The organism is Arthrobacter sp. JDC6, from assembly GCF_056484025.1.
Map to the genome: position 1 here is coordinate 1648778 of NZ_CM151278.1, position 26487 is coordinate 1675264.

Here is a 26487-nt window from a genome sequence, read left to right on the forward strand (position 1 = left end):
CAGGGACTGCAGATGGCCGAATTGACCATCAACGCCGACGACGTCCGTAATGCGCTGAACGAGTTCGCGGCGTCCTACGAACCCGGAAACGCAGAGCGCGTAGAGGTCGGCCGCGTAACCACCGCTGGTGACGGCATCGCCCGTGTTGAGGGCCTTCCCTCGGTCATGGCGAACGAGCTGCTGCGCTTTGAGGACGGCACCCTGGGCCTTGCCCAGAACCTCGACGTCCGCGAAATCGGCGTCATCATCCTCGGTGACTTCACCGGCATCGAAGAAGGCCAGGAAGTACACCGCACCGGACAGGTTCTGTCCGTTCCCGTGGGCGACGCCTTCCTGGGCCGCGTTGTCGACCCGCTGGGCATGCCCATCGACGACCTCGGCGAGATCAAGGCCGAGACCACCCGCGCCCTGGAGCTCCAGGCTCCCGGCGTGACCCAGCGCAAGTCGGTGCACGAGCCGATGCAGACCGGCCTCAAGGCGATCGACGCCATGATCCCGATCGGCCGCGGCCAGCGCCAGCTCATCATTGGTGACCGCCAGACCGGCAAGTCTGCCATTGCCATCGACACGATCATCAACCAGAAGGCCAACTGGGCTTCCGGCGATGTGACCAAGCAGGTCCGCTGCATCTACGTGGCGATCGGGCAGAAGGCGTCCACCATCGCCGCCATCCGCCAGACGCTCGAGGACAACGGTGCGCTGGAATACACCACCATTGTGGCTTCTCCCGCTTCGGACCCCGCAGGCTTCAAGTACCTGGCACCGTATGCAGGCTCGGCCATTGGCCAGCACTGGATGTACGGTGGCAAGCACGTCCTCATCGTGTTCGATGACCTGTCCAAGCAGGCCGAAGCCTACCGCGCCGTGTCGCTGCTGCTCCGCCGTCCGCCGGGACGCGAAGCCTACCCGGGCGACGTCTTCTACCTGCACTCCCGCCTGCTGGAGCGTTGTGCGAAGCTTTCCGACGAGCTCGGTGCCGGTTCCATGACGGGCCTGCCGCTGATCGAGACGAAGGCGAACGACGTGTCCGCCTACATCCCGACCAACGTCATCTCCATCACCGACGGCCAGATCTTCCTGCAGTCGGACCTCTTCAACGCCAACCAGCGTCCCGCTGTTGACGTGGGTGTCTCGGTGTCCCGCGTTGGCGGTGCCGCCCAGGTGAAATCCATGAAGAAGGTATCCGGCACCTTGAAGCTGGACCTGGCCCAGTACCGCGATATGCAGGCCTTCGCGATGTTCGCATCCGACCTGGACGCAGCATCCCGCCAGCAGTTGACCCGTGGTGCACGCCTGATGGAACTGCTGAAGCAGGGCCAGTACTCACCGTTCCCGGTCGAGGACCAGGTTGTGTCCATCTGGGCCGGCACCAACGGCTACCTGGACGACGTTCCGGTTGAAGACATCAGCCGCTTTGAGTCGGAGTTCCTGGAGCACCTGCGCCACAAGTCCTCGATCCTGACCACGCTGGCCCAGACCAACGTGCTGGACGACGACACCGTTGCGGCCCTGAAGTCCTCGATTGTCGACTTCAAGAAGGGGTTCTTCGGCGAGGGCGACAACCTGCTGGTTGGTGCCGGGCATGAAGAGCACGCCCCCATCGACGAGGCCCAGGTTGACCAGGAAAAAATCGTCAGGCAGAAGCGCTAGTTCCACTGACCGGGTGTGCCGGGCCCACGGGTCCGGCGCACCCGCTGCAGGGAACGCTAGGAAAGGATAAGTATGGGAGCCCAGATCCGGGTCTACCGCCAGAAGATCAGCTCGACCACGTCGATGCGCAAGATCTTCAAGGCGATGGAACTGATCGCTACCTCGCGCATCGGCAAGGCCCGTGCGCGCGTAGCAGCTTCACTGCCTTACGCGAACGCGATTACGCGCGCCGTTTCTGCTGTCGCCAGCCAGAGCGAGATCGACCACCCGCTGACCACCGAGCCGGAGCAGATCCGCCGTGCCGCCGTCCTGGTAATCACCTCGGACCGCGGCCTGGCCGGTTCTTACTCCGCCAGCGTGCTGAAGCAGGCGGAAGGCCTCGTCGAGCTTCTTCACGAAGAAGGCAAGGAAGTCAAGACCTACGTCGTCGGACGCAAGGCCCAGGCCTACTTCGATTTCCGGAACCGCGAGTATGCGCGGGTCTGGACCGGGGGGACCGACGCGCCCGAGTTCGCGACCGCACGTGAGATCGGCGAAGCTCTGCTGTCGGAATTCGCAACGGAGTTCGAAGAGGGCGGCGTAGAGGAAATCCACGTCGTCTACACCCGCTTCAAGTCCATGGTCACCCAGGAGCCGACGGTCATCCGGCTGCTCCCGCTTGAAGTTGTGGAAGAACAGGCTGCATCTGAATCGGACCTCTTGCCGCTGTACGAGTTTGAGCCGGAAGCCGAGCGGGTTCTTGACGCCCTGCTGCCGCGCTACATCGAATCCCGTATCTTCGCAGCCATGCTGCAGGCAGCAGCTTCCGAGCTCGCCGCCCGCCAGCGGGCGATGAAGTCCGCAGGCGACAACGCGACAGACCTGATCAAGAAGTACACGCGTCTGCGCAACACGGCCCGCCAGGCCGAGATCACGCAGGAACTCTCCGAGATTGTTGCCGGTGCCGACGCTCTTGCGTCCTAGCCTCCACCACCTCGGTTCCCGCGTAACCAGCACCACCACAGATAGACTTAACCCCACGCCATCTACTGAATGAAGTGAGAGAGATGACTGCCACTGCTACCGAACACGTAGCCGCAACGTCCGGTGCAACCGGCCGTATTGCGCGCGTAATCGGCCCGGTTGTCGACGTCGAATTCCCGGCTGACGCAATCCCGTCGATTTACAACGCCCTCACCACCGAGATCACTCTCAACGGTGAAACCAAGACCATCACCTTCGAAGTTGCGCTGCACCTGGGTGACAACCTCGTCCGCGCCATCTCCCTCCAGGCCACCGATGGACTCGTCCGCGGCACGTCCGTGGTGGACACCGGCGCCCCGATCTCCGTTCCCGTCGGTGACGGCGTCAAGGGACACATCTTCAACGTGCTGGGCCAGCCCCTGGACGTTGCCGAGTCGGAACTGGAGATCACCGAGCGCTGGCCAATCCACCGCAAGGCCCCCAGCTTCGCCTCCCTCGAAGGTTCCACCGAGATGCTGGAAACCGGCATCAAGGTCATCGACCTCCTCACCCCGTACATCAAGGGTGGAAAGATCGGCCTCTTCGGCGGCGCCGGCGTGGGCAAGACCGTGCTGATCCAGGAAATGATCACCCGTGTTGCCCGCAACTTCGGTGGTACCTCGGTCTTCGCCGGTGTTGGCGAGCGTACCCGTGAGGGCAACGACCTCTGGGTTGAAATGGAAGAGGCAGGGGTCCTCAAGGACACTGCCCTTGTATTCGGCCAGATGGACGAGCCGCCGGGAACGCGTCTGCGTGTGGCCCTGTCCGCGCTGACCATGGCGGAGTACTTCCGCGATGTGCAGAACCAGGACGTGCTGCTCTTCATCGACAACATCTTCCGCTTCACCCAGGCCGGCTCCGAGGTATCGACCCTGCTGGGCCGCATGCCTTCCGCCGTGGGCTACCAGCCCAACCTGGCGGATGAGATGGGCCTCCTTCAGGAGCGCATCACCTCCACGAAGGGCCACTCCATCACCTCGATGCAGGCCATCTACGTCCCCGCAGATGACTACACCGACCCGGCTCCGGCCACGACCTTCGCACACCTCGACGCGACCACGGAACTTTCCCGTGAAATCGCCTCCCGTGGTCTGTACCCGGCCGTTGACCCGCTGACGTCCACGTCCCGCATCCTGGATCCCCAGTACATCGGCAAGGACCACTACAACACGGCAGTCCGCGTGAAGCAGATCCTGCAGAAGAACAAGGAACTCCAGGACATCATCGCCATCCTCGGTGTCGATGAACTCTCCGAAGAGGACAAGATCGTCGTGTCCCGTGCACGCCGCATCCAGCAGTTCCTCTCGCAGAACACCTACACCGCCAAGCAGTTCACCGGCGTTGAGGGCTCCACGGTTTCCATCAAGGACACCGTTGAAGGCTTCTCGGCCATCTGCGACGGCGAGCTGGACCACGTCGCGGAGCAGGCGTTCTTCAACGTCGGCGGCCTCGACGACGTCGAGCGCCAGTGGGCCAAGATCCAGGAACAGACCAAGTAATATGGCTGAGCTTGAGGTTGAGATTGTCGCAGCGGACCACTTCGTGTGGTCCGGAGCGGCCAAGATGGTCAAGGCCCGCACCAGTGATGGTGAAATCGGAATCCTGCCCGGCCACTCGCCCCTGCTGGCGATCCTGGCCGAGGGTGAACTGGCCATCCAGCCGGTGTCCGGGGACCGTATTGCGGTAGACGTCGACGGCGGGTTCTTCTCGGTCGACAACAACCGCGTGGTTATCGTTGCTGACAACGCCCAGCTGGGCGGCTCGGCTACCGCTGGGATCCGCTAGCACGACCTTGATGGACGCACCGGGTATTCCGTTCATCGCACTGGCAATCGCCTTCGGATTGCTGATCATTGCACTGTGCCTTTCGGGGGTGCGCCGCTTCAACCTGCGGCGTGCCCTCGGCACGGTGGACGCCTCCATTTGCGTTGCTGGAAACAGCTGGCAAATGGGGGTTTGTCGTTATCAGGACAACGACCTTGAATGGTTCAGGCTCATCTCCTTGAGCGTGCGTCCCAAATACACGTTCAAGCGCAGTTCGCTGGAGCTGCTGGGCCGCCGGAAACCCACGGAGGCGGAAGCCGTCAAGGTCCAACCGGACGTGGTGATCGTTGAGCTCCGTTATGAGGGGCAGGACCTGCACCTTGCCATGAAGTTCGACGCATATACGGGTCTTTCATCCTGGCTTGAGGCAGGTCCGGTGATAGGCGTGGGGACCTGGCGCTAGCCGACGTGGATTGGCTTTCAGACATCCGGCTCACGGACGGTCCACTGTATGGGACCGTCCTGGTATTGGGAATGGGCGGCGCCGCCTATCTCCTGGTGCCACCCTGGCGCGCCTCCATGACGCCGGGGCACCGCGCCCGGGCGTGGGCGGTCCGCATCCTCACCGCCGCGGCAGCCGCCTTTGCGCTGGTGGGTACGGTGCACTGGGCGCTCATCAACATCTTCTCCACCTTCCCCGAGGACCTGCCGGACCCCGTCCTGCTGTGGATTGTGCCCGGTGTTGCGGCTCTTCTCCTGGGCCTGCTCCGGCTGCCCCGGAGCAGCTGGGGCGGACGCGGGGGAGGGATCCTCGCCGCACTGCTGGTGGTGCTGCTCTCGGCGATCCAAGTCAACGCGTACTTTGGCCTCAACAGGACCGTGAGCGATCTGCTGGGTACGGCCCTGGCCCGGATACCGGCCCTTGAACAGGACCTTATGCGCCGTCCGGGCGCGTCCGACGGCGTACCCCTCCAGGGGTGGAAGCCGGAAGGGGAGCTGCCGGACGGGGGCGTCCTGCGGAAGTCCGCGATCCCTGGAGCGCAGTCCGGGATGAACACGCGTGAGGCCTACATCTACCTTCCGCCGGCCTACTTTGCGGCGAACCGGCCCGCATTGCCGGTACTGGTTCTGGTGGCCGGACAGCCGGGCGGGCCGGCGGACTGGCTCACCGGCGGCGCAATCCGCGGTCACATGGATTCCTTTGCCGCGGCACACGGCGGAGTGTCCCCGGTGGTGGTCATTCCGGATCCCAACGGGTCGCAGTCCGCCAACACCATGTGCATGGACAGCCGCATTGCCAACGCGGACACCTATCTCTCACAGGATGTACCTCAGTGGATCAGTTCCACCCTGGCGGTGGATACCAACCACAGCCACTGGGCTGTGGGTGGCTTCTCCTTCGGCGGCACGTGTGCCGTGCAGATGGGAACCCGGCATCCCGACGTCTACGCCGACGTGCTCGCCTTCTCCAGCGAGGCCGAACCTGCCATTGCCAAGGAGCGGCAGAAGACCATAGACGCAGCATTTCCCGGAAACCCAGATGAATTCACCAAGCAGACTCCACTGGAGATCATGAAACACCAACGGTTTGAGTCCAGCGGCATGTACCTTACTGCAGGCCAGAACGATCCCGAGTTCGTGGGGAACCTCCACACGCTGGCGGCTGCGGCAGAGGCCGCCGGCTTCACCGTGCAGGCACACGAGGTGGAGCACACGGGCCACTCCTGGGATACGTCCTCCAAGCGGTTCGCGGATGCGCTGCAGTTCCTTGGCAGCCAGTGGGGGCTGCAGTGGTGAGCACCAGGAAACCGGAACGCACGGCCGCCCTGATGTGGGCCGCCGTCGGACGTCCGGCAGTCCAGCAGGCGCTGCTCACGCTGAAATCCATGCCCTTCACCCTGGGCGTGCTGGTTGCCTTCCTTGCGGCCGCTGCCCTGACCGGAAGCTTCCTTGACGGGCCGCCTGAGCAGCTCCTGGGCCTGGCCTCGGTCAGCGGCCCCGGCCTGCGCAGCGGGCAGTGGTGGACGCTGTTCACCAGCGCCTTCTTCGCCACCAACCCGCTCGCCTACCTCGCCGCGTCGCTGATGATCGTGCTGCTGCTGGGCCTGGCGGAGCGCAAGCTTGGCCGGCGGGCCGCCGTCGGACTGTTCTTTGGCGGGCAATTCGCGGCCGTCACGGTGTTCCTCCTGGTAACCCAGCTGGCCGTGTATGTGGGCGACGGCTGGCTGGACCGGATGGTGGATGACAGGCTCATCGGTCCGTATGCCCCGGTGCTTATTGCCGGGCTTGCGGCCAGTGCCCGGATCACGCTGCTGTGGCAGCGCCGGCTCCGCACCGTGGTGCTGTCCATTTCCCTGCTGCTGGTCCTGTACGTGGGGCACGCCGAAACCGTCATTGGCCTCATCGGCGCCCTCCTTGGCCTCCTTGCAGGCTGGTGGATCCAGGGGGACCAGGGGCGGCTTCACCGTCACCGGTCAACGGGCCGGGAAACCAGGAACCTCCTGGCCCTGACCGTTGCCGTGTTCGCGGTGGGTCCCATCCTGACCGGAATCACGCGTGCGCCAACCGGCCCGCTGGCTTTGCTCCGGGACGTCGTCCTGAGCCCGATGCCCACGCTGAACCAACTGATCTTCAACTGCGGCGCCACCGTTGACGCCACTTGCCTGGAAACGGGCAGGGCAGGGTTTGCCGGCCCGTTCGGCCTGGCGCTGGCCGTGGTGCCGGTCCTCCTGCTGCTGATCTGCGCGGACGGCATGCGCCGGGGCCGCCGGCTGGCCCTGAACATCGCGCTGGCCATCCAGTTGGCTGTCACCGCCCTCGCCGCGGTCTACCTGGCACTGTTCGCCCTTGTTCCCTCACGCCTGCAGGGCACGCATGCAACGCCGCTGTCCTCGGCCTTCGCACATGTGCTGCCGCTCGTGGTGGTTCCGCTGCTGCTGGCAGTGGTCCTGTGGCTGAACCGGCGGCAGTTCCGCGTGCAGACGCGTCCGGGCGCCCGGCGGACGCTCGCTGCGGTGGTCTGCGGAACCTGGCTGGTGCTGGCCAGCTCATATACCGTGGCCTGGTTCTGGTCCGGCGGACTGTCCCGTGACGGCGGCTTGCTGGGCCTTTTCGCCGAGTTGGCCCGGCAGTACGTCCCGGTGCCCATTCCGCAGAATTTCCGCCGGGTCTTCCCGGAACGCGACAGTGCCGAAGCACTGCTGTTCGCCTACTCGGGACCGGTGTTCTGGCTCGTGGCCCTGGCGGCGGTGTTGTGGGTGCTGGTGGGCCGGCACCACGGCCTCCACTTCGGACGGCAGGACCGCAGCCGCGCCCGGGAACTGCTCCACAAGGGCGGCGGACCCTTGTCCTGGATGGCACTGTGGGAGCCCAACACGTACTGGTTCAGCCCGGACGGCGCAGGCGGCATGGCCTTCCAGCAGCATGGGACCGTGGCCCTGACCCTGGGCGGTGCATTCGGTGACCGCAAGGCCGAGCAGCGGGTCACCGAAGGCTTCCTGGACTACTGCCGCAGCCAGGCCCTGATACCGGCGCTGTATTCCTGCGACGACACCATGTGGCCGGTACTGAGGGAACGCGGCTTCTCCCGCGTGGCCGTGGCCCAGGAGACCCGGCTGGCGCTGAACGAGCTTGAGTTCAAAGGCAAGGAATGGCAGAACGTCAGGACCGCCCTGAACCGCGCCGCGAAGCTGGGCGTCCATGCCGTCTGGGGCTCCTACCATTCGCTGCCCGCAACGCTCCGGCTAAGGCTGAACGAAGTGTCCGAGGAATGGGCGGCCGGCAAGTCCGTTCCGGAAATGGGCTTCACGCTGGGGGGAGTGGACGAGCTCGACGACGAGGAGGTCCTGTGCTGCCTGGCCGTGGACGGCCACGGCGTGGTCCACGGCGTGACCAGCTGGTTGCCCGTGTACGACGGCGGGCGGCTGGTAAGCAGGACCCTGGATGTCATGCGCCGCGGCAGTGAAGGATTTCCGGGGGTGATGGAATTCCTGATTGCCTCCGCCGTACTGGAGTTGCGGGATTCCGTGGACGTGATCTCCCTGTCGGGTTCGCCGCTGGCCAGCCGTCCCGATGCCCAGCCGGAGCGGGGAACAGGAACAGGCGCGGAGGGAACAGGCGCCGGGGGAACGGGCGCTGAGGGAACAGGCGCCGGGGGCCCCGGCGGGGGCGAGGACGCAGGGCAACAGGAGGGCGCCCCCGATGAGGGCGCGCAGAACCTGGTCAGGATCCTGGACCTGGTGGGCCACGCGCTTGAGCCGGTCTACGGCTTCCGCTCCCTGGCGGCCTTCAAGTCCCGGTTCAAGCCGGAGTACCGGGCGCTTTACCTGTACTACCAGGATCCGTTGCACCTGCCCGCCATCGGCAGGGCCCTGACCCGCGCCTACCTCCCCGGTCTTTCCCTGGCGCAGGGCGCCCGGCTGGTGCGCAAACTGGTGACCTGAGGCGGCAGCAACGCCGGCATAAAAAATGGTCCCCGGCAATCCTGCCGGGGACCATTTGATTCGCTGACAGCCGCGGGAAGCGGCCGGGCGGTACTAGACCAGCGTTACGCCGGTAGCCTGGGGACCCTTGGCGCCCTGGCCGATTTCGAACTGAACGCGCTGGTTCTCGTCGAGGGTCTTGAAGCCGCCGGTCTGGATTTCGGAGTAGTGAACGAAGACATCGCCATCGGAGTCATCCGGGGTGATGAAGCCGAAGCCCTTTTCAGCGTTGAACCACTTGACGGTTCCCTGTGCCATTTATTTCTCCTCATTGTGGAACTTTTTAAGACCGGCACACCTCGTGCCGACCTTGGTCACTCCGCGAGAAGAATCCTGATTGCCTTTCCCCGATGGGAGATCCGGCGCTGCAGGAGCTTCGCGCTCGCAACATGTCTTGCGAGCATGAAAAACACCTACACAAAGACTGAGATAAGAATTTCATGCCCGTTCCCGCAGGTCAACGGGCCGGAGGACAAAAAGGACAAAATTTAGGTAAAAAACAGATGTCGCTGAAGCCTGCACCGAATGCCGGGCAATTAAGTGCCTAAAGCAACAAAGGCAAAAACTAGAAGAGGCGGGATTCGCTGTCGTCCACTCCGCGCATGGCGTCGTAGTCCAGCGTTATGCAGTCGATCCCGCGGTCGTTTGCCAGCACCTTGGCCTGCGGCTTGATCTGCTGGGCAGCAAAGATTCCCCGGACCGGTGCCAGCAAAGGGTCGCGGTTGAGCAGCTCCAGGTACCGGGTCAGTTGCTCCACGCCGTCAATGTCGCCCCGGCGCTTGAGCTCAATGGCCACGGTGGCGCCGTCCGCGTCGCGCGCCAGGATGTCCACGGGCCCAATGGCGGTGAAGTACTCGCGCCTGATGAGGGAGTAGCCCTGTCCAAGCGTCTCGATCTGCTCGGCGAGCAGCCGCTGCAGGTCCGCCTCCACCCCGTCCTTGATCAGTCCGGGATCCACGCCCAGGTCGTGGGAGGACTCGCTGATCTTTTCGTGGATATTGATGATGAGCCGGTCATCGGTCTTGGCCGACTGCACCGTCCACTGCTCCACCACGCCAAGTTCGAGGTCCACTTCGTCGGGGGAAGAAACCCGCAGCGTGGCAGGCGGGCTCATCCAGTTCAGCGGCTTGTAGGAACCGCCGTCGGAATGGACCAGCACGGAGCCGTCCGCCTTGACCAGCAGGAGCCGGGTGGCGAGGGGGAGATGGGCTTTGAGCCGGCCAACGTAATCAACGGAGCAATGGGCTATGACAAGTCGCACGCCGTACAGACTATCGCGTGGGCTCCGCAGGCCATGTCCGACGGCGGGGCGCCGGGTGCATCGGAAGCGGCGGCAAGGAGCGGGACAGGGGAGTGGGCGGCCTGGGGCAGAATGGATACATGCCGCGTTCCAACCGTCCCCGCCGTCCTGTTTCCGGCAAGGGTTCCGCTTCCGGCAGGGGCGCAGGAGGAAAGAGGAGCGGGGACATTCCCGAACTGGACCTGGAACGGGCACGGGCCGGTATCGCCCGCCGCGAGAGCGCCCCGGACGGCGAGTGGATGGTACGGACCATGACCGCCAGGAATGCTGAGAAGACCTACATCTGCCCGGAATGCTCCACCGCCGTGCTGCCCGGCGTCGCACACCTGGTGGTCTGGAAGGACGACCACCTCTTTGGTGCCGCCGCCGGGCTGGCCGAGCGGCGGCACTGGCACACCAACTGCTGGATGACGCGCAGCTACCGGTACCGCTGACGCCGCCCGCTGTCGCTAAGCTGGCAGTCATGACTTTTGATCCGGCGTCGTACCACTTCACCCAGGCCGGGGGCCCTGTCCCCATCCGTGCCTCCACCGTCCTGCCCGCCCGTCGAGAGAACATCGAGCTGCAGACGGAGGACGGCCACACGCTGGTGGGCGAGCTGGCACTGCCGGAATCCGGCCCCGTCAAGGCAACGCTGATTACGCTCCACCCGCTGCCGACGCACGGTGGCTTCATGGATTCCCATGTGTACCGCAAGGCCTCCTACCGGCTGCCGGCGCTGGCGGGCATCGCGGTGCTGCGCTTCAATACCCGGGGTACGGCCTCCCCCCGGGGTGCCAGCAGCGGCGCGTTCGAGGAAGGGATAGGGGAGCGGCACGACGTCGAGGCAGCCGTGCGCTTCGCCGTTGAGCGGGGCCTGCCCAACCGCTGGCTGGTGGGCTGGTCGTTCGGGACCGAACTGGCGCTGATGTACGGCGCCGTGGAGCCGGTGGCCCCACAGATCGAGGGGGCGGTGCTGCTGTCGCCTCCGCTGCACCGCGCCACGGACAAGCACCTGCAGTTGTGGGCCGAATCCGGCAAGCCCCTCACCGTCCTGGTGCCGGAGCACGACGACTTCCTCCAGCCTGCCGAGGCAACCGTAAGGTTCAGCCTGGTGCCGCAGGCCCGCGTAGTGGGCGTGGCCGGGGCCAAGCATCTGTGGGTGGGGGAGAAGTACGCCGCACGGGTCCTGAACGACATCGTGGCGCTTGTCAGTCCAGATGCCGCCGCAGCACCGCTGCCGCTGGAATGGGAAGGGCCGGCGGCGACGGCCGGCGCCTAAGCGGCCCCGCAGGGAACGACGTGCGGGGGACAGCGGGTCAGTGCTGGTCCTGCCGGACGATATAGATTTCCCGGAGCAGCAGCAGGACCGCTGCGGCAGTGGGGATGGCGATCAGCGCACCGAGCACGCCCAGCAGGCTTCCGCCGGCAATCACGGAGATCACCGCCACGGCACCGGGCACGGCAACTGCCTTCTGCATGATGCGCGGCGAGATGAAGTAGGCCTCGAACTGCAGGTACGCGAAATAGCAGATGGCGTAGATGGCGGCCGCCTGCCAGCCCTGGGTGAGGGATACAAGGATCACCACAATGCCTGCGATCATGCCGCCCACCAGCGGGATGAAAGCGAGCAGGACCACCACGAACGCCAGCAGCAGGGCAAAGGGGATGCCCACGATGGACATCACCACGAAGGCGAACGTGGCGTTGAGGAGGGCCACGCATGCCTGGCCGATGACGTAGTTTCCCACTGACCGGGTGATCTCCTCGGAGAGGGCGGCCACCCGTTTGCGGCGGGAGCGGGGGGCCAGCCTGTAGCCCCACTTCTTCATCGCCGGCAGCGCTGCCAGGAAGTACAGGCTCAGCACCAGGACAATGAGGGTGCCGAAGAGCCCGTTGGCCACGGTGGATCCGAATCCCACCACGCCGCCGAAAATGCCGCCCATGGCCGCCGGGTCATTGACGAACTTGTCCAGTTCCTCGGTGATGCGGTCCCGCACGCCGAACTGGTCATCGAGGCTGCGGAAGAAGTCCGAGTCCATGAAGTTGCGCACCCAGTCCGGCGCCTGCCGCACGATCTCCGACACCTGTTCAACAATGGTGGGGATAAGAGTGGCGAAAAAGCCGACGACGGCGCCCATGAGGACAGCCACGGAGACAAGGATGCCGGCGGGCCGGGGGATCTTCCTGTTTTCGAGCCAGCCCACCACGGGTTCAAGTCCCAGGGCGATGAACAGCGCCGCCACGATCCACAGCAGCAGCTGCGTGGTGTGGGAACCGATCCAGTAGACCAGCAGCGCCAGTCCCACGCCCACTGTCCCCATGAAGCCCATGTACAGGGGATGCTGGGGGGACATGCGCGGCCCGGGGTGGCCGAACTGGGGTTCCTCGTCACCGCCGTGGTCCGTCTGGGGAACCTGCCCGGTGTATTCCGGGGGCATTTCGAACCGAAGCCTGGGCTGTGCTCCGGGCAAGGGCTGGCGGAGCCTGCGGACCACCTGGCCGAGTGCAGCCGCGGCCGTGCCCCTGCGGTGGGCTGCCGCTGCCATTCCCAGGGGAGGCACCGTCGCAGGGACAGGGCCCCTGGAATCCCCGGGATTTCCGGTTGCCGCCGAGGATGGGTCCGTCTTGTCAGTCACTGGTTTTGGGGGCCTGTTCCGTGCGTGGCTCCGCGTGCGCGGGCCAATGTGATGATCATCGCAAACACTATCAGCAGGCTTGTCACCGGGAGCCGAAGCCACCGCCCGGAGGTCTTCGGAAGAGGGGCCGGAACGGGCAAAAAGGGGCTCCTGGTAACAAAAAGGTTACTATTGAAGGCAAACCCCCGCTGATGATAGGTGTTTCCCTTGCGTTTAAAGACTGCAGCCGCACTTGTGCTGCTCGGCCTCCTGACACTTTTGGCCGGCATCGGCCAGAGAACCATCTGGGCTCCATCCGAGACGTTCACAGCGTCCGTGCCGGCGGATGCCGCCGCCGCGCCGTTGACGGTCATCGACCAGAAGCTGCGCACCCTTCATGACGGAACCGTCAAGATCACCGTCCAGGGCGACGGCAACTTCATGCTGGCCACGGGACGGCCCGATGACGTGAGCGCCTGGGTGGGCCAGACGGCCCACAACACCATCACCGGCGTCACCGAAGACGAAAAGTCACTCGTGGTTGAGCACGCCGACGGCGAAGGGACCGCCCCCAACCCGGCCGGTTCCGACCTCTGGGTTTCCAATGAGAATGCCAGCGGCGAGCTTGAATACACCTGGACCCCGCCCGCCGACGGTGACTGGAGCCTGCTCCTCGCTTCCGACGGCACCAAGGCCGCCCCGGCTTCTGTCTCCATGACCTTCCCCAACGACACGTCCACCCCCTGGGCGGTCCCGCTGATGGTCCTGGGCAGCCTGCTGATCGTGGGCGGAATTGTCCTGGGACTGCTTTCAGCCCGCCGGAAGGACGGCGAGGGCGGTGACAGCGGCTACGCCCGCCGCGCCCGTGCACGGAACGCCGAAACGCAGGGCCAGGCCCCGTCGTCGTCCTCCTCTTCCAAGGCCACCATGGTGGCGGCCGGCGTGGTTGCCGCCCTGCTGGCCGGATCCGCCACTGCCGCCCAGGCCGCCAGTCCAAGCCCGCTGCCTTCCGGCAGCGCCTCATCCCCGGCGAAGGAAGCCGCGGGATCGCCGGTCCTGCTGGACGCCCAGTTCCGCCGGATCCTGGAGCAGGTCTCCAGCGCCACCGACGCCGGCGACGCCGCCAAGGATGCGGCCAAGCTGGCGGACCGCGTGGGTGGACCGGAACTGGAAGTCCGTACCCAGAACTACAAGATCCGCTCCCAGGTGGGCACTTACGAGCCGCGCATGCCCGTACGTTCCACCAAGCTGCTGACCACCGTCGTCACCAGCGATCGTGACTGGCCCCGCTCGGTGCTGGCCGTGACCCAGGGCGAAGGCAATGTCGTTCCGCAGATCCTGACCCTGGTCCAGCAGTCGCCGCGCGAGAACTACAAGCTCATGGAAACCACGCCGCTGCAGCCGGGCACCACCTTCCCGAACATCAGCCGCGGCGGTACCGAGACGCTTTCCGCAGCGGACAAGACCGGGCTGCTCTACAGCGGCGAGGAAGCAATGTCCGGCCTGGCCGACAGGCTCACATCGGCGGACTCCCCGTTCAAGGACAAGCTGGTCGAGGGCCAGTCCTCGCCGTATATCGCCGACACCCTGTCCTACCAGGCTGAGGTGGCGAAGGCAGGCGAAAACGGCAACTTCTCCTTCACGCACAAGGTGGTCCCCGAAAGCACCGTGGTGTTCCGCACCTCGGACGGCGGGGCCCTGGTCCTGGGCCGGATCAACTTTGGCTTCGAGGGCACCCCCAAGGCGGCCGGTGACAAGCTGAGCATCGGCGACGATGCGGCAGCCCTGGCCGGCGGCAAGGAAACCACCACCGGCATGGTGCTGAGCTTCGCGGAATCCATGGCGGTCTATGTGCCGCCGGCAGGATCCACGGACCCGATGAAGCTCGTCGCCGCAACCCGCGGCCTGGTCGGAGCCACCTTCAAGTAGGGCCTGGCTGTATTACCACCGGCAGCGGCCGGAGTGGCTAGAGTGGGAAACATGAGTTCGCCAGCTTCCCGCCCAGTCCCTCCTGCCGCTGCCAACCCGGTTAACCTGCGCGGCGCCGTCGACCTTTCCTCGCTGAAGCGCCCCGCCGCCCCGTCCGGGCCCGCCGCCCCGTCCGGGCCTGCCGCCCCGTCCGGCCCTGCAACAGCGCCCCGGGGCGCCCAGCCGGAGGCACCCGCCGGCGGCCCCGAACTCAAGGTCAACGTCACCGAGGCAAACTTCCAGCAGCTGGTGGAACTGTCCGCCCAGGTCCCCGTGGTGTTCGCCCTGTGGGCCCCGTACTCGCCCGAATCCGGCAGGATGCTCGAGACCCTTGAGCGCGTGGTTGCCTCGTACGGTGGACGCCTGGTCCTTGGCGCAGCAGATATCGAGGCCTTCCCGCAGCTGGCCCAGGCCTTCCAGGTGCAGGCCGTTCCCACCGCCGTCGCCGTCTTGAAGGGGCAGCCGGTGCCGCTCTTCCAGGGCAGCGCGGAAGAAGAGCAGGTGCGCAGCCTCTTCGACGAACTCCTCAAGGTGGCTGCAGCGAACGGGGTCACCGGAAGCCTTGGCGGGGAAGCGGGCGGGGAACAGGAGCCCGCGCCGCTGCCGCCGCTGCACCAGGCCGCCTTTGACGCCATTGAGGCCGGCGACTACGCCGCCGCAGCTGCGGCCTACCGCCAGGCGCTCAAGGAGATGCCGGCCGACCATGAGGCCAAGGCCGGCCTGGCGCAGGTGGAACTGATGGACCGGCTGCAGTCGTTGTCGGCCCAGGACAGCGAGGCGCTGCGTGCGCAGGCCGCGGATGAGCCGGACAACCTGGCGGCACAGCTCGGCGTGGCGGACCTCGACGTGGCCGGCGGCCACGTCGAGGATGCACTGAACCGGCTGGTGGCGTTCATCGGCAGGAACTTCGGCCCGGAGCGGGAGACCGCACGGGTACGGCTGCTGGAGCTGTTCGACATCGTGGGCGCAGGTGATGAGCGGGTAGCAAAGTCGCGGCAGGCGCTTGCCCGGGTGCTGTTCTAGTGCCGGCCCTGTTCCAGCCGCTTACGCTGCGGTCCATGGAGCTGCAGCACCGTGGCTGGGTATCGCCCATGTGCCAGTACAGCTGCGATCCCGACGACGCCCCGGGCGTTCCGAACGACTGGCACCTGGTGCACCTTGGCGGGTTTGCCACGGGCGGCGCCGCGATGATCCTCACGGAGGCCGCGGCAGTAAACGCCGCCGGCCGGATCAGTCCCCGCGACGCAGGCCTCTACAACGACGACCAGGCGGCGGCCTGGCAGCGGATTATCTCCTTTGTCCACCGGCACGGTACCGCCGGCACCAGGATCGGCGTGCAGCTGGCCCACGCCGGCCGCAAGGCGTCAACGTACTGGCCGTTTTCGGGCAAGCACGGGAGCGTTCCGGCGTCCGACGGCGGCTGGGACACCGTGGGCCCGTCCACCACCGCTTTCGAGGGCTATGCGGCGCCTGCCGCCATGACCGTGGAACAGATCCACGGCGTCATTGCCGATTTTGCCGCTGCCGCCGTGCGTGCGGTGGACGCCGGCTTTGACACGATGGAGATCCACGGGGCGCACGGCTACCTCCTGCACCAGTTCCAGAGCCCGCTGATCAACCAGCGTGACGACGACTGGGGCGGGGACGAAGCAGGACGGAACCGGCTCATGCTGGCCGTGGTGGACGCCGTCCGCGCTGTCATTCCCGATTCCATGCCCCTGCTGCTCCGGATCTCTGCCACAGACTGGGCGCCGGGCGGCGTGGACCAGGCGGCGTCGGTGCGGCTGGCCCGCGAGGCGGCCGCCCGCGGCGTGGACCTGGTGGATGTCTCCAGCGGCGGGGCCGTGGCGCACCAGCAGATCAAGCCGGGCCTGGGCTATCAAACCGGATTCTCCGCAGCCATCCGCGAGGAGGCAGGAGTCGCCACCGGCACGGTGGGGCTGGTGACCACGCCCGGGCAGGCGGAGCACGCCGTGGCCACCAGCCAGGCCGACGGCGTCTTCATTGCGCGCGCGGCGCTGCGCGACCCCCACTGGTGGCTGCGGGCCGCCTTCGAACTGGGTTACGACATTGCCTGGCCGCCCCAGTACGAGCGGGCCATCCCGCGGCGTGCCTTCTGACCGTGGCGTCCGGCATGGCGCATCCTGGCGGAACGGGGCCGCAAACCAAGGTTGACCGGCAGCTGGAAGCGAAGATCCTGGAACTGTTGGCATCCCGTGCGGACACGGCCACCATCTGCCCCTCTGATGCTGCCAGGGCCGTGGGCGGAGATGACTGGCGCCGGCTCATGGAACCCGCCCGGGCCGCCGCACGCCGCCTGGTGGACGCAGGGCAGGTCCACATCACCCAAGGCGGTTCCGTCGTTGATCCGGGTACGGCCAGGGGTCCGATCAGGATCCGGAAAGTGCCCCCGAACTAAGTACCCGGCCTGCTTCAGCCGAGCAGGTCATCCACGTAGCACCAGCGCCAGTCCTCACCGGGTTCAATGCTGCGCATGACCGGGTGGCCGGCTTCCTTGAAATGGCGGCTGGCGTGCCGTCCCGCCGAGGAATCGCAGCAGCCAATGTTTCCGCAGGCCAGGCACATTCGCAGGTGTACCGGTGTGGTCCCTTCCCGTTCGCACCCGGCACAGGTGGGGTTCGCCGGAACCGGCGACGGCATGGCGGCGGTCAGGTGGTCGCACACGCCGCCCGGCTGGGCAAGTCCTTCGCCGCCGCCCTCTGTGGCGGCGTCGGGTTCGTTGAGGGAGGCATCAAGCATGGACTCCTCCACATCCAGCCGTTCCAGGACCTCACTGAGGACTTCATGCGCGAAGTCCCCGCCACGCCGAAGCTCCAGCACCTTGTCCCGCTCAGCCTCCAGCATGGCCATCCGCAATTGGGCGTAACGCTGGCTGGGGGTGGCCGACTCCGCGGCCGGCCTGCCCAGGCGCTCCCAGGCCGCGAGTCCCCGCTCCTGGGTCCGGCGCCGGAGCATATCCATGACCTCGGGCGGGTCGTTCTCGCGCCGCAGCTGCTCCAGCCGCTCCATTCCCGCCGCGGTGGCCAGCTGCATCAGCGCGGCCTGGTTCAGCGCGTCCTCGCGCCTGTCCGGTCCCGGCAGCCCCAGGACCCGGACCAGGGCCGGCAGCGTGAATCCCTGCAGCACCAGGGTGCCTGCCACCACCACCATGGCCGCCAGGACCAGTACGTTGCGGTGCTCCAGGTCGTCCGGCAGCGTCAGGACGGCGGCAAGGGTAACCACGCCGCGCATGCCTGCCCAGGACACAATGGCCGGGAACTGCCAGGGCGGCGCGGGGTCTTTCCGCTGCACGGAAGGGATCAGCCGGGGCAGGTACGTGGCCGGAAAAACCCAGACGGGCCGCAGCACCAGCACCGCCAGCAGGATCACGGCACAGCCAAGCCACACCCGGCCGGCACCCAGCGAATCGTCCTGGACGCTGTCGATGATGCTCCGCACCTGCAGGCCGATCAGGAGGAACACGGCGTTCTCCAGCAGGAACTGGACGGTGTCCCAGTTGCTCCGGGCGCTTTGCCGCGCGGCGCCGTTGGGCATGGACGGCGCCTTGGTGCCCATCACCAGGCCGGTTACGACGACGGCGAGCACCCCGGACGCGTGGATCGCCTCGGCGGGGAGGAACGCAACGAAGGGTGCCATCAGAGATGTTGAGGTGTTGATGGCAACGTTGCTGATCCGCTTCCTGACTTCGGTGAGGAGGTACGCTGCGGCCAGTCCCACCGCCAGGCCGCCGCCGGCCGCCACCACAAATCCACCCGCCACATCCAGGGCGGAGACGGAGCCCGCGATGGCCGCCACCGCAGCACGCAGGCACACCAGTGCCGTGGCGTCGTTGACCAGTGACTCGCCTTCCAGGATGTTCACGATCCGGCGGGGCATCCCCACCTTCCGTGCAATGGCCGTAGCCGCCACCGCGTCAGGCGGCGCCACCACCGCGCCAAGCGCAATGGCTGCGGCCAGCGGGATTTCCGGGAACAGCCACCACACCACCAACCCGACTCCCACGGTGCCGAAGATGACGTAGCCAACGGACAGCAATCCGATGGAGCGGCGGTTGCTCTTGAAGTCGAACAGCGACGTGCGGAACGCGGCCGCGTACAGCAGCGGCGGCAGCAGGCCGACCAGCACCAGTTCGGGGTTCAGCTCGACGGGCGGAATGAATGGCAGGAACGATCCCGCCACCCCGGCCAGGACCAGCAGCAGCGGAACCGGGATATTGAACCTGCGGCCCACGGCGCTGCCGGCGCACACCACAGCAACGATCACCAGCAGGCCCAACGCAATACCCATGGGGCTAGTTTCGCACCCCCGAAGCCCCGGTCCGCGGACTAGGCTGGCAGCATGACTGCTCCGATACCGTCCCCGGCGCCGAATACGGGGCCCGTGGCGGCCCTGTCCATCCGCGGGCTGGCCAAAAGGTTCGGCGGGAAGATCGCGGTGGACGGCATCAGCCTGGAGGTCCCGGCGGGTTCGTTTTTCGGGATCGTGGGGCCCAACGGTGCGGGCAAGACCACCACGCTGTCCATGGCCACCGGCCTCCTGCGTCCCGATTTCGGCACGGCGGTGGTGCACGGGGTGGATGTGTGGCGGCACCCGCTGGAAGCCAAGCGGCTGATGGGGATCCTGCCCGACGGCGTCCGGCTCTTCGACCGGCTCACCGGGGAGCAGCTGATCACGTACGCCGGGCTGCTGCGCGGCATGGACAAAGCCGTGGTGGCCGCCCGGGTAGGGGAGCTGCTGGCGGCAATGGACCTGGCCCAGGACGCCGGGACGCTGGTGGTGGACTATTCCGCCGGCATGACAAAGAAGATCGCCCTGGCCTCGGCCTTGATCCACGCCCCGAGGCTGCTGGTCCTGGACGAGCCCTTCGAAGCCGTTGACCCGGTGTCGGCGGCGAACATCCGGTCCATCCTGGACCGGTACGTCGCCTCCGGTGGAACGGTCATCGTCTCCAGCCATGTGATGGACCTGGTCCAGCGCATGTGCGACCACGTCGCCGTGGTGGCCCGGGGCAGGCTGCTGGCCGCAGGAACCGTGGACGAGGTGCGGGCCGGCGCCTCGCTGGAGGACCGTTTCGTGCAGTTGGTCGGAGGCCACAGCCACACGGAAGGGCTGGAATGGTTGCGCACCTTCTGAGGCTCAAGCTCACGCTGCTGCGCAACGGACTGCGCCGCAGCCCCTGGCAGCTGGTGGGCATGGCCATTGCGGGGCTCTACGCGCTGGGGGTCGTGGCAACACTGATCATCGCCCTTGTCCTCCTGCGCAACGCCGGCCCCGCCGCCGCGCACACCACAATCGTCCTTGGCGGCTCCGCCGCCGTGCTTGGCTGGGGCATCATTCCGGTGGTGGCATCCGCCACGGACATGACGCTCGATCCGGCGCGCTTCACCACCTTTGCCATTCCCATGAAGCAGATGCTCACCGGCCTCGCCCTTGGCGGACTGATCGGCATCCCGGGGTTGGCCACCACTCTCGTGGCCCTGTCCACGGTGGTGACCTGGTCCCGCAGCGTGCTCCCCGCGCTCGCCGCCCTCCTTGGCGCATGCCTGGGTGTCATGACCTGCGTGGTGCTGGCCAAGGTGGTCACCACCGCCACGGCAAGCCTGGCTGCCTCGCGGCGCTTCAAGGACATCAGCGCCATCGCCTTCATGGTGCCCCTGGTCCTGCTGGGCCCCATCGTGGCAGGGGTTGGCCGTGGCATCTCCGCTTCCACCGGATTCCTGCCCGGGTTCGCCGGGACGTTGTCCTGGACGCCGCTCGGGGCACCCTGGGCGCTCGGGGGAGACATCGCATCAGGCCGGCCCGGGCAGGCGGCGGTGAAACTGCTGGTTTCGGTGGCGGTCCTCGGCGCCCTGGCCTGGTGCTGGAAGCTGCTGCTCGAGCGGGCGCTGGTCACCCCGCCGTACGCCGGTGCCGGGAAGCGCAAGGGCGGCCGGCTGGGCCTGTTCGGCGTGCTGCCGGCCACCCCGGCGGGCGCGGTGATGGCCAGGTCGCTCACTTACTGGATCCGGGACCCGCGGTATTCGGGATCGTTGGTGGTGATCCCGCTGCTTCCGGTGGTGCTGGGTGTCCAGGGGGCCCAGACCGGCAGCTATGGCAGCCTTGCCTTCCTTGCCCCGGTGTCGGCCTTCATCCTGGCCTGGTCCATCTCCGCGGACGTCTCGTACGACAACACGGCGTTTGCGCTGCACCTGGCCACCGGGGTCCGCGGGGTGGCTGACCGGCTGGGCCGGGCCCTGGCCTGCATGACCTTCGCCCTGCCCGTGGTGCTGGTGTTCTCGGTGGGCTACGCGGCATTCAGCCGCAACTGGGCCGCGCTGCCCGGCCAGCTGGGGTTCAGCCTGGGGATCCTCTTCACCGGCCTGGGGCTGTCCTCGGTGGTGTCGGCCCGCTACACGGTGACCGTGCCGCTTCCGGGCGACAGTCCGTTCAAGAAGCCACCGGGCAACGTGGGCCAAACCCTTGCCGTTCAGTTCGTTGGGATGCTGGTCCTGATGGTCCTGGTCCTGCCCGAGGCAGCGCTGCTGGTGGCACAGGCTGTCACCGGCAACGTCCTGTTCGGTTGGCTCACCCTCGCCGTGGGGACCGTTTTGGGCATGGTTTTTTTCCTGGCCGGTATGCGGCTGGGCGGCAAGTGGCTCGAGGCGCGGGGGCCGGAGCTCCTGGCGCAGGTTACCGTCAACCGCTGACAGTTCCCGGAAAGGAACAACATGGAAATCGTGATCCTTGGCGGCAGCCGGCAGATCGCCAAACTCGCGGCGGACGCCATAGAGAAACTGATCAGGCGCAAGCCCGGCGCAGTCCTTGGCCTGGCCACGGGGTCCTCTCCCTTGCCTGTCTATGACGAACTGGCGGCCCGGCATGGACAGGGCCTGGACTTCAGCCGCGCCTCCGGCTTTGCCCTGGATGAATACGTGGGCCTGCCCGCCGGCCACCCCGAGTCCTACCGCGAGGTGGTCCGGCGGGAATTCACCAGCCGCGTGAACATTGCGCCCGGGAACGTCCACGGCCCCGATGGAACTCCATCCGACATCCCCGCCGCCTGCGACGCTTACGAGCAAGCCATCACCGCGGCGGGCGGCGTGGACCTGCAGCTGCTGGGCGTGGGCACCGAAGGACATATCGGTTTTAACGAACCGGGCTCCTCCTTTGCCTCCCGGACCAGGATCAAGAGCCTGATCGAACAGACCCGCCGCGACAACGCCAGGTTCTTCAACAACCTTGCGGAGGTACCGCACCATGTCATCACCCAGGGACTGGGCACCATCATGGAGGCCAAACATGTGATCCTGGTGGCCACGGGGGCGCAAAAGGCCCGGGCCGTCCGCGACTTCGTGGAGGGACCTGTGGCTGCCATTTGCCCCGCATCCGTCCTGCAGTTCCATCCACACGCCACCGTCCTGCTGGACGAGGCCGCCGCTTCCGGCCTCAAACTGGCAGATTTCTACCGCCACACCTATGAAAACAAGCCTTCGTGGCAGGGACTCTAGCCGCCTTACGCGCGCTGCCGCCGGCGATGAAAAAGTACGACGGCGGCCGGTGCGGGGCCCCAGCGCGGGCGTGCCGCCGTCGAACGCCGGGCCGGGGGAGCGGCTAAGATGGATGCCATGACTAGCATGACGGACCCTCTCGACAACGACCCGATGCGCGAGCTTTCCGGGGCTGGATCGTCCACGGCCACCATTGAGCGCGAGGAACTGCGCCAGGAAGTGGAACCCGGGGACCGGGAGCGCTTTTCGCACTATGTGCGGAAGGAAAAGATCATGGAGTCCGCGCTGACCGGGGAGCCCGTCATCGCCCTGTGCGGCAAGGTCTGGACGCCGGGACGGGACCCGCAGAAGTTCCCGGTCTGCCCCATGTGCAAGGAGGTCTACGAGGGCCTCCGGCCGGGCAATGACGGCGGCAAGGGTCCCGGAGGGGACTCGGGCAGCAACAAGTAGTGACGGAGACGCTCTTTGGCGGTCCCACCCTGCCTCCGGCGTATCCGGAACGCGCAGCCTGGGGAACCGCCCCGAAACTCCGTGCCTGGCAGCAGGAAGCCCTTGACCTTTACCTGAAGAACAGTCCCCGCGACTTCCTTGCGGTGGCAACCCCGGGCGCCGGTAAAACCACCTTCGCGCTGCGCATCGCCTCCACGCTCATCGATTCCGGCGCCGTTAACCGGGTGACCATCGTTGCGCCCACGGACCACCTGAAGCGCCAGTGGGCGGATGCTGCCGCCAAGGTGGGGATCGCCATCGACCCCAACTTCAAGAACTCCGACGGCCAGCACGGCCGCGGCTTCATCGGCGTCGCCGTCACCTATGCCCAGGTGGCCAGCAAACCGCTGCTGCACCGGGCCAAGACTGAAGCGGCCCGGACCCTGGTGATCCTGGACGAGATCCACCACGGCGGCGAAGCCCTGTCCTGGGGCGACGGCCTGCGCGAGGCATTCGATCCCGCCGTGCGCCGCCTGTCGCTGACCGGTACGCCGTTCCGCTCCGACACCTCGCCCATCCCGTTCGTGGAGTACGCCGAGGACCGGGACGGGATCCGGCGCTCCAAGGCCGACTACACCTACGGCTACGGCAACGCGCTCCGGGACCACGTGGTCCGGCCCGTGATGTTCATGGCCTACTCCGGCCAGATGCGCTGGCGCACCAGCGCGGGCGAGGAAATGGCGGCGTCCCTCGGCGAGGCAGCGGTGACCAAGGACATCACCAGCCACGCCTGGCGGACCGCGCTCAATCCCGCGGGGGAGTGGATCCCAGCGGTCCTGGCCGGCGCGGACAAAAGGCTCAGCGAAGTCCGGCGCACCGTCCCGGACGCCGGCGGCCTGGTCATCGCCACCGACCACGAGGACGCCCGGGCCTACGCCGGCCAGCTGAAGAAGATCACCGGCGAGTCGCCCACCGTCATCCTGTCCGACGACGCCAAGGCCTCCAGCAAGATCGAGGAATTCTCCGCCGGCGAAAAGCGCTGGATGGTGGCCGTGCGCATGGTCTCCGAAGGCGTTGACGTGCCCCGGCTGTCGGTCGGCGTATACGCCACCTCGACGTCCACGCCGCTGTTCTTCGCCCAGGCCGTGGGGCGCTTCGTGCGTGCCCGCAAGAGGGGCGAAACGGCGTCGGTCTTCCTGCCGTCCGTTCCCCAGCTGATGGCACTGGCCAACTCCATGGAGATGGAGCGCGACCACGCCCTGGACCGCCCCGAAAAAGTGGACGGCGACGGGCTTTTCAACCCCGAAGACTCACTGATGGAGGAGGCCAACCGGGAAGAAAAGGCCTCCGACAGCCTCACCAAGGGCAAGTTCGAGGCACTGGACTCCCAGGCCTCCTTTGACCGGGTCCTGTTCGACGGCGGCGAGTTCGGCACCGGCGGCGAAGTGGGGTCCGACGACGAACTGGACTTCCTGGGGATCCCCGGCCTGCTGGACGCCGAGCAGGTGGGAACGCTGCTGCGCCAGCGCCAGCACGAGCAGCTGAACCGGAAGAACCGGAAGGCACCGGCCGCCGCCGAAAGCCAGGCCCCGGCCGTTCCCGACCACCGGATGCTGATGGACCTGCGCAACGAACTGGCCAAGAACGTGGCCGCCTGGGCTGCCCGGACCGGGACGCCCCACGGCGTGGTGCACACTAAACTCCGCACGGTTTGCGGCGGCCCTCCCGTGGCGCAGGCCAACGAGGAGCAGCTGAAGTCGCGGCTGAGCAAGCTCCAGGACTGGTTCGTGGGCCGCAAGTAGCGGCACTCCCAGGAATCAGGCGATGTCCGCCCCGCCGAGTTCCATTTCCGCAACGGCGTCTTCCAGGTCCTCGGCGATGCCGGCGGTCAGCGACCGCAGCACCGTGACACCGTAGCCGGCCTGGACGGCGTCAAGCGCGGTGGCCTTCACGCAGTAGTCGGTGGCAATGCCAACCACCACCACGTCCTCCACGTCATGGCTCTGCAGCCAGTCATCGAGGCCGATGGCGTCCTCATCGGGCTCCAGGGCCTCCCTGGCGGCGGGCAGGCCGCCGGCGTTCCGTTCCCCGGTGGGAACGGCATCCTCCGGGGCCAGCAGTCCCTCGAAACCTGAGTAGGCGGCGGCGAACTGCCCCTTCCGGAAGTAGGCATCGATGTACTCGGTGTCCAGGTCCGGATGAAGGTCCGCTCCGCGGGTGCCCGCCACGCAGTGCGGCGGCCAGCTCTCCTTGAAGTCGGGTGTGTCCGAGAAGTGGCTGCCGGGGTCCACGTGCCAGTCCTGGGTGGCAACCACATAGTCGTATTCGCTGTTGTGGGCGTCCAGGTACTCGCTGATGGCGCCTGCCACGGCCGCGCCGCCGGGAACGGGGAGCGATCCGCCCTCGCAGAAATCGTTCTGCACGTCCACGATGATCAAAGCGCGGGACATTGGTGCTCCTTAGTTTTCCTCGTAGAGAGTGGGGATGGCGGCCTCGCCGCGCTGCAGGCGGTTGACCACGGACGGCAGCTCGGCCATGGAGTCGGCGTGGCGCTGCCGGGCCCGCAGCACGCCCTCGTGTCCGGTCCAGCCCGGGATTACCTCGCCGTTCTTCATGAACTGCTGCAGCAGCGGACGGTCGTTGCCGTCGTCCTCTGGCCGGTGGCCCACGCCCACCACCTCTGCGGTGGCGGTGCCACGTTCGTCCAGCTTGCGAAGCGCGTACTTGCGCCCGCCCACGCTTGCCTTGTTCTTGGCCGCCTTGGCCACGGACACGAAGTTGCCGTCGTCGTCGGTGCGGCTGACCAGTTTGTAGACCATGCTGGCGGTGGGCGCGCCGGAGCCGGTCACCAGCGACGTTCCCACGCCGTAGGAGTCCACGGGCGCCGACTGCAGGGCAGCGATGGCGTACTCGTCCAGGTCGGACGTCACCACGATCTTGGTGTGGTCGTTGCCGAGGTCGTCCAGCAGCCGCCGGACCCACTGCGCCTGGGCCACCAGGTCGCCGGAGTCCAGGCGGACGGCGCCCAGGCGGGGCCCTGCCAGGTCAACGGCCGTGCGGACGGCCTTTTCGACGTCGTACGTATCCACCAGCAGGGACGTCCCCTCGCCCAGCGAGGCAATCTGGGCCTCGAAGGCCTCCCGTTCGGTGTCGTGCAGCAGCGTGAACGAGTGCGCGGCGGTGCCCACGGTCTTCACGCCGTAGCGGATGCCGGCCTCAAGGTTGGAGGTACTGTCAAAGCCGGCAATGATGGCCGCCCGGGCTGACGCCGTGGCTGCCTCCTCATGGGTGCGCCGCGAACCCATCTCGATGCAGGGCCTGCCACCGGCGGCGCTGACCATCCGGGAAGCCGCTGAAGCGATGGCGGTGTCGTGGTTCAGGACGGACAGCAGGTAGGTCTCCAGCATGCAGGCTTCGGCGAAGGAGGCCTCGACGATCAGGATGGGGGAGTTGGGGAAGTACGCGTCGCCCTCGGCGTAGCCCCAGATGTCGCCCGAAAATTTATAGTTGGCCAGGTACTCCAGCGTCTCCCGGTTCACCACGCGGGTACGCTCCAGGAACTCCAGTTCAGCGTCGCCGAAACGGAACTGCGCAATGCCCTCCAGCAGGCGTCCGGTCCCGGCGACAATGCCGTAGCGCCGGCCGTCGGGCAGCCGCCGCGCGAACGCCTCGAACACCGACCTGCGGTGCGCAGCCCCTGAATGCAGCGACGCCTGCAGCATGGTCAGCTCATAATGGTCGGTGTAAAAGGACGTGCGGGGATGGTCCCAGCCGGCTGAGGTGCTCAC

Annotated in this window: 24 protein-coding genes; 18 read left to right on the forward strand and 6 right to left on the reverse strand. The window is 66.9% G+C overall.

What is annotated here, in order from left to right:
* Positions 1 to 12: 12 nt before the first annotated feature.
* From atpA to ACV095_RS07740, 7 genes are all read left to right on the forward strand, one after another.
* On the forward strand, positions 13 to 1650 hold the full coding sequence (gene atpA, locus ACV095_RS07710) for a F0F1 ATP synthase subunit alpha (protein ID WP_056387990.1): 1638 nt from the start codon (positions 13 to 15) through the stop codon (positions 1648 to 1650).
* A 72-nt stretch (positions 1651 to 1722) separates the two neighbouring features.
* Entirely contained in the window at positions 1723 to 2613 is an 891-nt protein-coding gene (locus tag ACV095_RS07715) for a F0F1 ATP synthase subunit gamma (protein WP_056387988.1), read from the forward strand.
* 83 nt (positions 2614 to 2696) lie between these two features.
* Positions 2697 to 4151, forward strand: a complete 1455-nt coding sequence (atpD, locus tag ACV095_RS07720) for a F0F1 ATP synthase subunit beta (RefSeq protein ID WP_056387986.1) — start codon at positions 2697 to 2699, stop codon at positions 4149 to 4151.
* Position 4152: 1 nt separating this feature from the next.
* A complete protein-coding gene (locus ACV095_RS07725; RefSeq protein WP_018760117.1) occupies positions 4153 to 4437 on the forward strand; it encodes a F0F1 ATP synthase subunit epsilon in 285 nt (94 codons plus the stop codon).
* 10 nt (positions 4438 to 4447) lie between these two features.
* Complete coding sequence (locus tag ACV095_RS07730; RefSeq protein ID WP_018768399.1) at positions 4448 to 4879, forward strand: DUF2550 domain-containing protein; 432 nt, start codon at positions 4448 to 4450, stop codon at positions 4877 to 4879.
* A 5-nt stretch (positions 4880 to 4884) separates the two neighbouring features.
* Positions 4885 to 6213 carry an alpha/beta hydrolase gene (locus ACV095_RS07735; protein ID WP_478223224.1) on the forward strand — a complete coding sequence of 443 codons (1329 nt, stop codon included), beginning with the start codon at positions 4885 to 4887 and terminating at the stop codon, positions 6211 to 6213.
* Between the two features lie 32 nt (positions 6214 to 6245).
* Entirely contained in the window at positions 6246 to 8858 is a 2613-nt protein-coding gene (locus ACV095_RS07740; protein ID WP_478223431.1) for a phosphatidylglycerol lysyltransferase domain-containing protein, read from the forward strand.
* A gap of 93 nt (positions 8859 to 8951) precedes the next feature.
* Here ACV095_RS07740 and ACV095_RS07745 read toward each other — a convergent pair whose 3' ends face one another.
* A complete protein-coding gene (locus ACV095_RS07745) occupies positions 8952 to 9155 on the reverse strand; it encodes a cold-shock protein (RefSeq protein WP_011692441.1) in 204 nt (67 codons plus the stop codon).
* A 307-nt stretch (positions 9156 to 9462) separates the two neighbouring features.
* Entirely contained in the window at positions 9463 to 10158 is a 696-nt protein-coding gene (nucS, locus tag ACV095_RS07750; protein WP_018768396.1) for an endonuclease NucS, read from the reverse strand.
* A 119-nt stretch (positions 10159 to 10277) separates the two neighbouring features.
* Between nucS and ACV095_RS07755 the strand changes: the two genes are divergently transcribed.
* Both ACV095_RS07755 and ACV095_RS07760 read left to right on the forward strand, forming a co-directional pair.
* Complete coding sequence (locus ACV095_RS07755; RefSeq protein ID WP_026265638.1) at positions 10278 to 10631, forward strand: hypothetical protein; 354 nt, start codon at positions 10278 to 10280, stop codon at positions 10629 to 10631.
* A 29-nt stretch (positions 10632 to 10660) separates the two neighbouring features.
* Positions 10661 to 11458 carry an alpha/beta hydrolase gene (locus tag ACV095_RS07760; protein WP_478223225.1) on the forward strand — a complete coding sequence of 266 codons (798 nt, stop codon included), beginning with the start codon at positions 10661 to 10663 and terminating at the stop codon, positions 11456 to 11458.
* 37 nt (positions 11459 to 11495) lie between these two features.
* Here the strand turns inward: ACV095_RS07760 and ACV095_RS07765 are convergent, their stop codons facing one another.
* Positions 11496 to 12815, reverse strand: a complete 1320-nt coding sequence (locus ACV095_RS07765) for an AI-2E family transporter (RefSeq protein ID WP_478223226.1) — start codon at positions 12813 to 12815, stop codon at positions 11496 to 11498.
* A gap of 234 nt (positions 12816 to 13049) precedes the next feature.
* Between ACV095_RS07765 and ACV095_RS07770 the strand changes: the two genes are divergently transcribed.
* From ACV095_RS07770 to ACV095_RS07785, 4 genes are read left to right on the forward strand one after another with little or no spacing between them, the layout of a single operon-like run.
* Entirely contained in the window at positions 13050 to 14723 is a 1674-nt protein-coding gene (locus tag ACV095_RS07770; RefSeq protein ID WP_478223432.1) for a DUF8094 domain-containing protein, read from the forward strand.
* A 51-nt stretch (positions 14724 to 14774) separates the two neighbouring features.
* The gene (locus ACV095_RS07775) at positions 14775 to 15785 is read left to right on the forward strand and encodes a co-chaperone YbbN (protein ID WP_478223227.1); all 1011 of its coding nucleotides are present in this window, start codon (positions 14775 to 14777) and stop codon (positions 15783 to 15785) included.
* Complete coding sequence (locus ACV095_RS07780) at positions 15785 to 16882, forward strand: NADH:flavin oxidoreductase/NADH oxidase (protein WP_478223228.1); 1098 nt, start codon at positions 15785 to 15787, stop codon at positions 16880 to 16882. Before ACV095_RS07775 ends, ACV095_RS07780 begins: the two co-directional genes overlap by 1 nt.
* 14 nt (positions 16883 to 16896) lie before the next feature.
* Positions 16897 to 17181: a DUF3253 domain-containing protein gene (locus tag ACV095_RS07785; RefSeq protein ID WP_018768389.1), complete on the forward strand. Its 285-nt coding sequence runs from the start codon at positions 16897 to 16899 to the stop codon at positions 17179 to 17181.
* 14 nt (positions 17182 to 17195) lie between these two features.
* On the opposite strand, the gene ACV095_RS07790 is transcribed toward ACV095_RS07785, so the two are convergent.
* Positions 17196 to 19070: a Na+/H+ antiporter gene (locus ACV095_RS07790; RefSeq protein ID WP_026265635.1), complete on the reverse strand. Its 1875-nt coding sequence runs from the start codon at positions 19068 to 19070 to the stop codon at positions 17196 to 17198.
* 51 nt (positions 19071 to 19121) lie between these two features.
* Between ACV095_RS07790 and ACV095_RS07795 the strand changes: the two genes are divergently transcribed.
* The 5 genes from ACV095_RS07795 to ACV095_RS07815 all read left to right on the forward strand — a co-directional run bounded on the left by ACV095_RS07795 (position 19122) and on the right by ACV095_RS07815 (position 24501).
* Positions 19122 to 19916 (forward strand): ABC transporter ATP-binding protein, encoded by a 795-nt coding sequence (locus tag ACV095_RS07795; RefSeq protein WP_026265634.1) that lies wholly within the window; start codon positions 19122 to 19124, stop codon positions 19914 to 19916.
* On the forward strand, positions 19898 to 21469 hold the full coding sequence (locus tag ACV095_RS07800; RefSeq protein ID WP_478223229.1) for a transporter: 1572 nt from the start codon (positions 19898 to 19900) through the stop codon (positions 21467 to 21469). The genes ACV095_RS07795 and ACV095_RS07800 overlap by 19 nt, the downstream gene beginning before the upstream one ends.
* A 21-nt stretch (positions 21470 to 21490) precedes the next feature.
* The gene (nagB, locus tag ACV095_RS07805) at positions 21491 to 22270 is read left to right on the forward strand and encodes a glucosamine-6-phosphate deaminase (protein ID WP_478223230.1); all 780 of its coding nucleotides are present in this window, start codon (positions 21491 to 21493) and stop codon (positions 22268 to 22270) included.
* A 108-nt stretch (positions 22271 to 22378) separates the two neighbouring features.
* Positions 22379 to 22720, forward strand: a complete 342-nt coding sequence (locus tag ACV095_RS07810) for a DUF3039 domain-containing protein (protein WP_026265633.1) — start codon at positions 22379 to 22381, stop codon at positions 22718 to 22720.
* Positions 22720 to 24501 (forward strand): DEAD/DEAH box helicase, encoded by a 1782-nt coding sequence (locus ACV095_RS07815; protein WP_478223231.1) that lies wholly within the window; start codon positions 22720 to 22722, stop codon positions 24499 to 24501. The genes ACV095_RS07810 and ACV095_RS07815 overlap by 1 nt, the downstream gene beginning before the upstream one ends.
* A gap of 15 nt (positions 24502 to 24516) precedes the next feature.
* On the opposite strand, the gene ACV095_RS07820 is transcribed toward ACV095_RS07815, so the two are convergent.
* Both ACV095_RS07820 and ACV095_RS07825 read right to left on the reverse strand, forming a co-directional pair.
* Positions 24517 to 25149 carry an isochorismatase family protein gene (locus ACV095_RS07820; protein WP_018768382.1) on the reverse strand — a complete coding sequence of 211 codons (633 nt, stop codon included), beginning with the start codon at positions 25147 to 25149 and terminating at the stop codon, positions 24517 to 24519.
* A 9-nt stretch (positions 25150 to 25158) separates the two neighbouring features.
* Entirely contained in the window at positions 25159 to 26487 is a 1329-nt protein-coding gene (locus ACV095_RS07825) for a nicotinate phosphoribosyltransferase (RefSeq protein WP_018768381.1), read from the reverse strand.

Coding starts and splice junctions, on each gene's coding strand:
- ACV095_RS07810 (WP_026265633.1), top strand. CDS start 22,379: ATGGATGCCATGACTAGCATGACGGACCCTCTCGACAACGACCCGATG.
- ACV095_RS07775 (WP_478223227.1), top strand. CDS start 14,775: ATGAGTTCGCCAGCTTCCCGCCCAGTCCCTCCTGCCGCTGCCAACCCG.
- ACV095_RS07800 (WP_478223229.1), top strand. CDS start 19,898: ATGGTTGCGCACCTTCTGAGGCTCAAGCTCACGCTGCTGCGCAACGGA.
- nagB (WP_478223230.1), top strand. CDS start 21,491: ATGGAAATCGTGATCCTTGGCGGCAGCCGGCAGATCGCCAAACTCGCG.
- ACV095_RS07725 (WP_018760117.1), top strand. CDS start 4,153: ATGGCTGAGCTTGAGGTTGAGATTGTCGCAGCGGACCACTTCGTGTGG.
- ACV095_RS07820 (WP_018768382.1), bottom strand. CDS start 25,149: ATGTCCCGCGCTTTGATCATCGTGGACGTGCAGAACGATTTCTGCGAG.
- ACV095_RS07755 (WP_026265638.1), top strand. CDS start 10,278: ATGCCGCGTTCCAACCGTCCCCGCCGTCCTGTTTCCGGCAAGGGTTCC.
- ACV095_RS07745 (WP_011692441.1), bottom strand. CDS start 9,155: ATGGCACAGGGAACCGTCAAGTGGTTCAACGCTGAAAAGGGCTTCGGC.
- ACV095_RS07730 (WP_018768399.1), top strand. CDS start 4,448: ATGGACGCACCGGGTATTCCGTTCATCGCACTGGCAATCGCCTTCGGA.
- ACV095_RS07790 (WP_026265635.1), bottom strand. CDS start 19,070: ATGGGTATTGCGTTGGGCCTGCTGGTGATCGTTGCTGTGGTGTGCGCC.
- atpA (WP_056387990.1), top strand. CDS start 13: ATGGCCGAATTGACCATCAACGCCGACGACGTCCGTAATGCGCTGAAC.
- atpD (WP_056387986.1), top strand. CDS start 2,697: ATGACTGCCACTGCTACCGAACACGTAGCCGCAACGTCCGGTGCAACC.
- ACV095_RS07760 (WP_478223225.1), top strand. CDS start 10,661: ATGACTTTTGATCCGGCGTCGTACCACTTCACCCAGGCCGGGGGCCCT.
- ACV095_RS07740 (WP_478223431.1), top strand. CDS start 6,246: ATGTGGGCCGCCGTCGGACGTCCGGCAGTCCAGCAGGCGCTGCTCACG.
- ACV095_RS07795 (WP_026265634.1), top strand. CDS start 19,122: ATGACTGCTCCGATACCGTCCCCGGCGCCGAATACGGGGCCCGTGGCG.
- ACV095_RS07785 (WP_018768389.1), top strand. CDS start 16,897: ATGGCGCATCCTGGCGGAACGGGGCCGCAAACCAAGGTTGACCGGCAG.
- ACV095_RS07715 (WP_056387988.1), top strand. CDS start 1,723: ATGGGAGCCCAGATCCGGGTCTACCGCCAGAAGATCAGCTCGACCACG.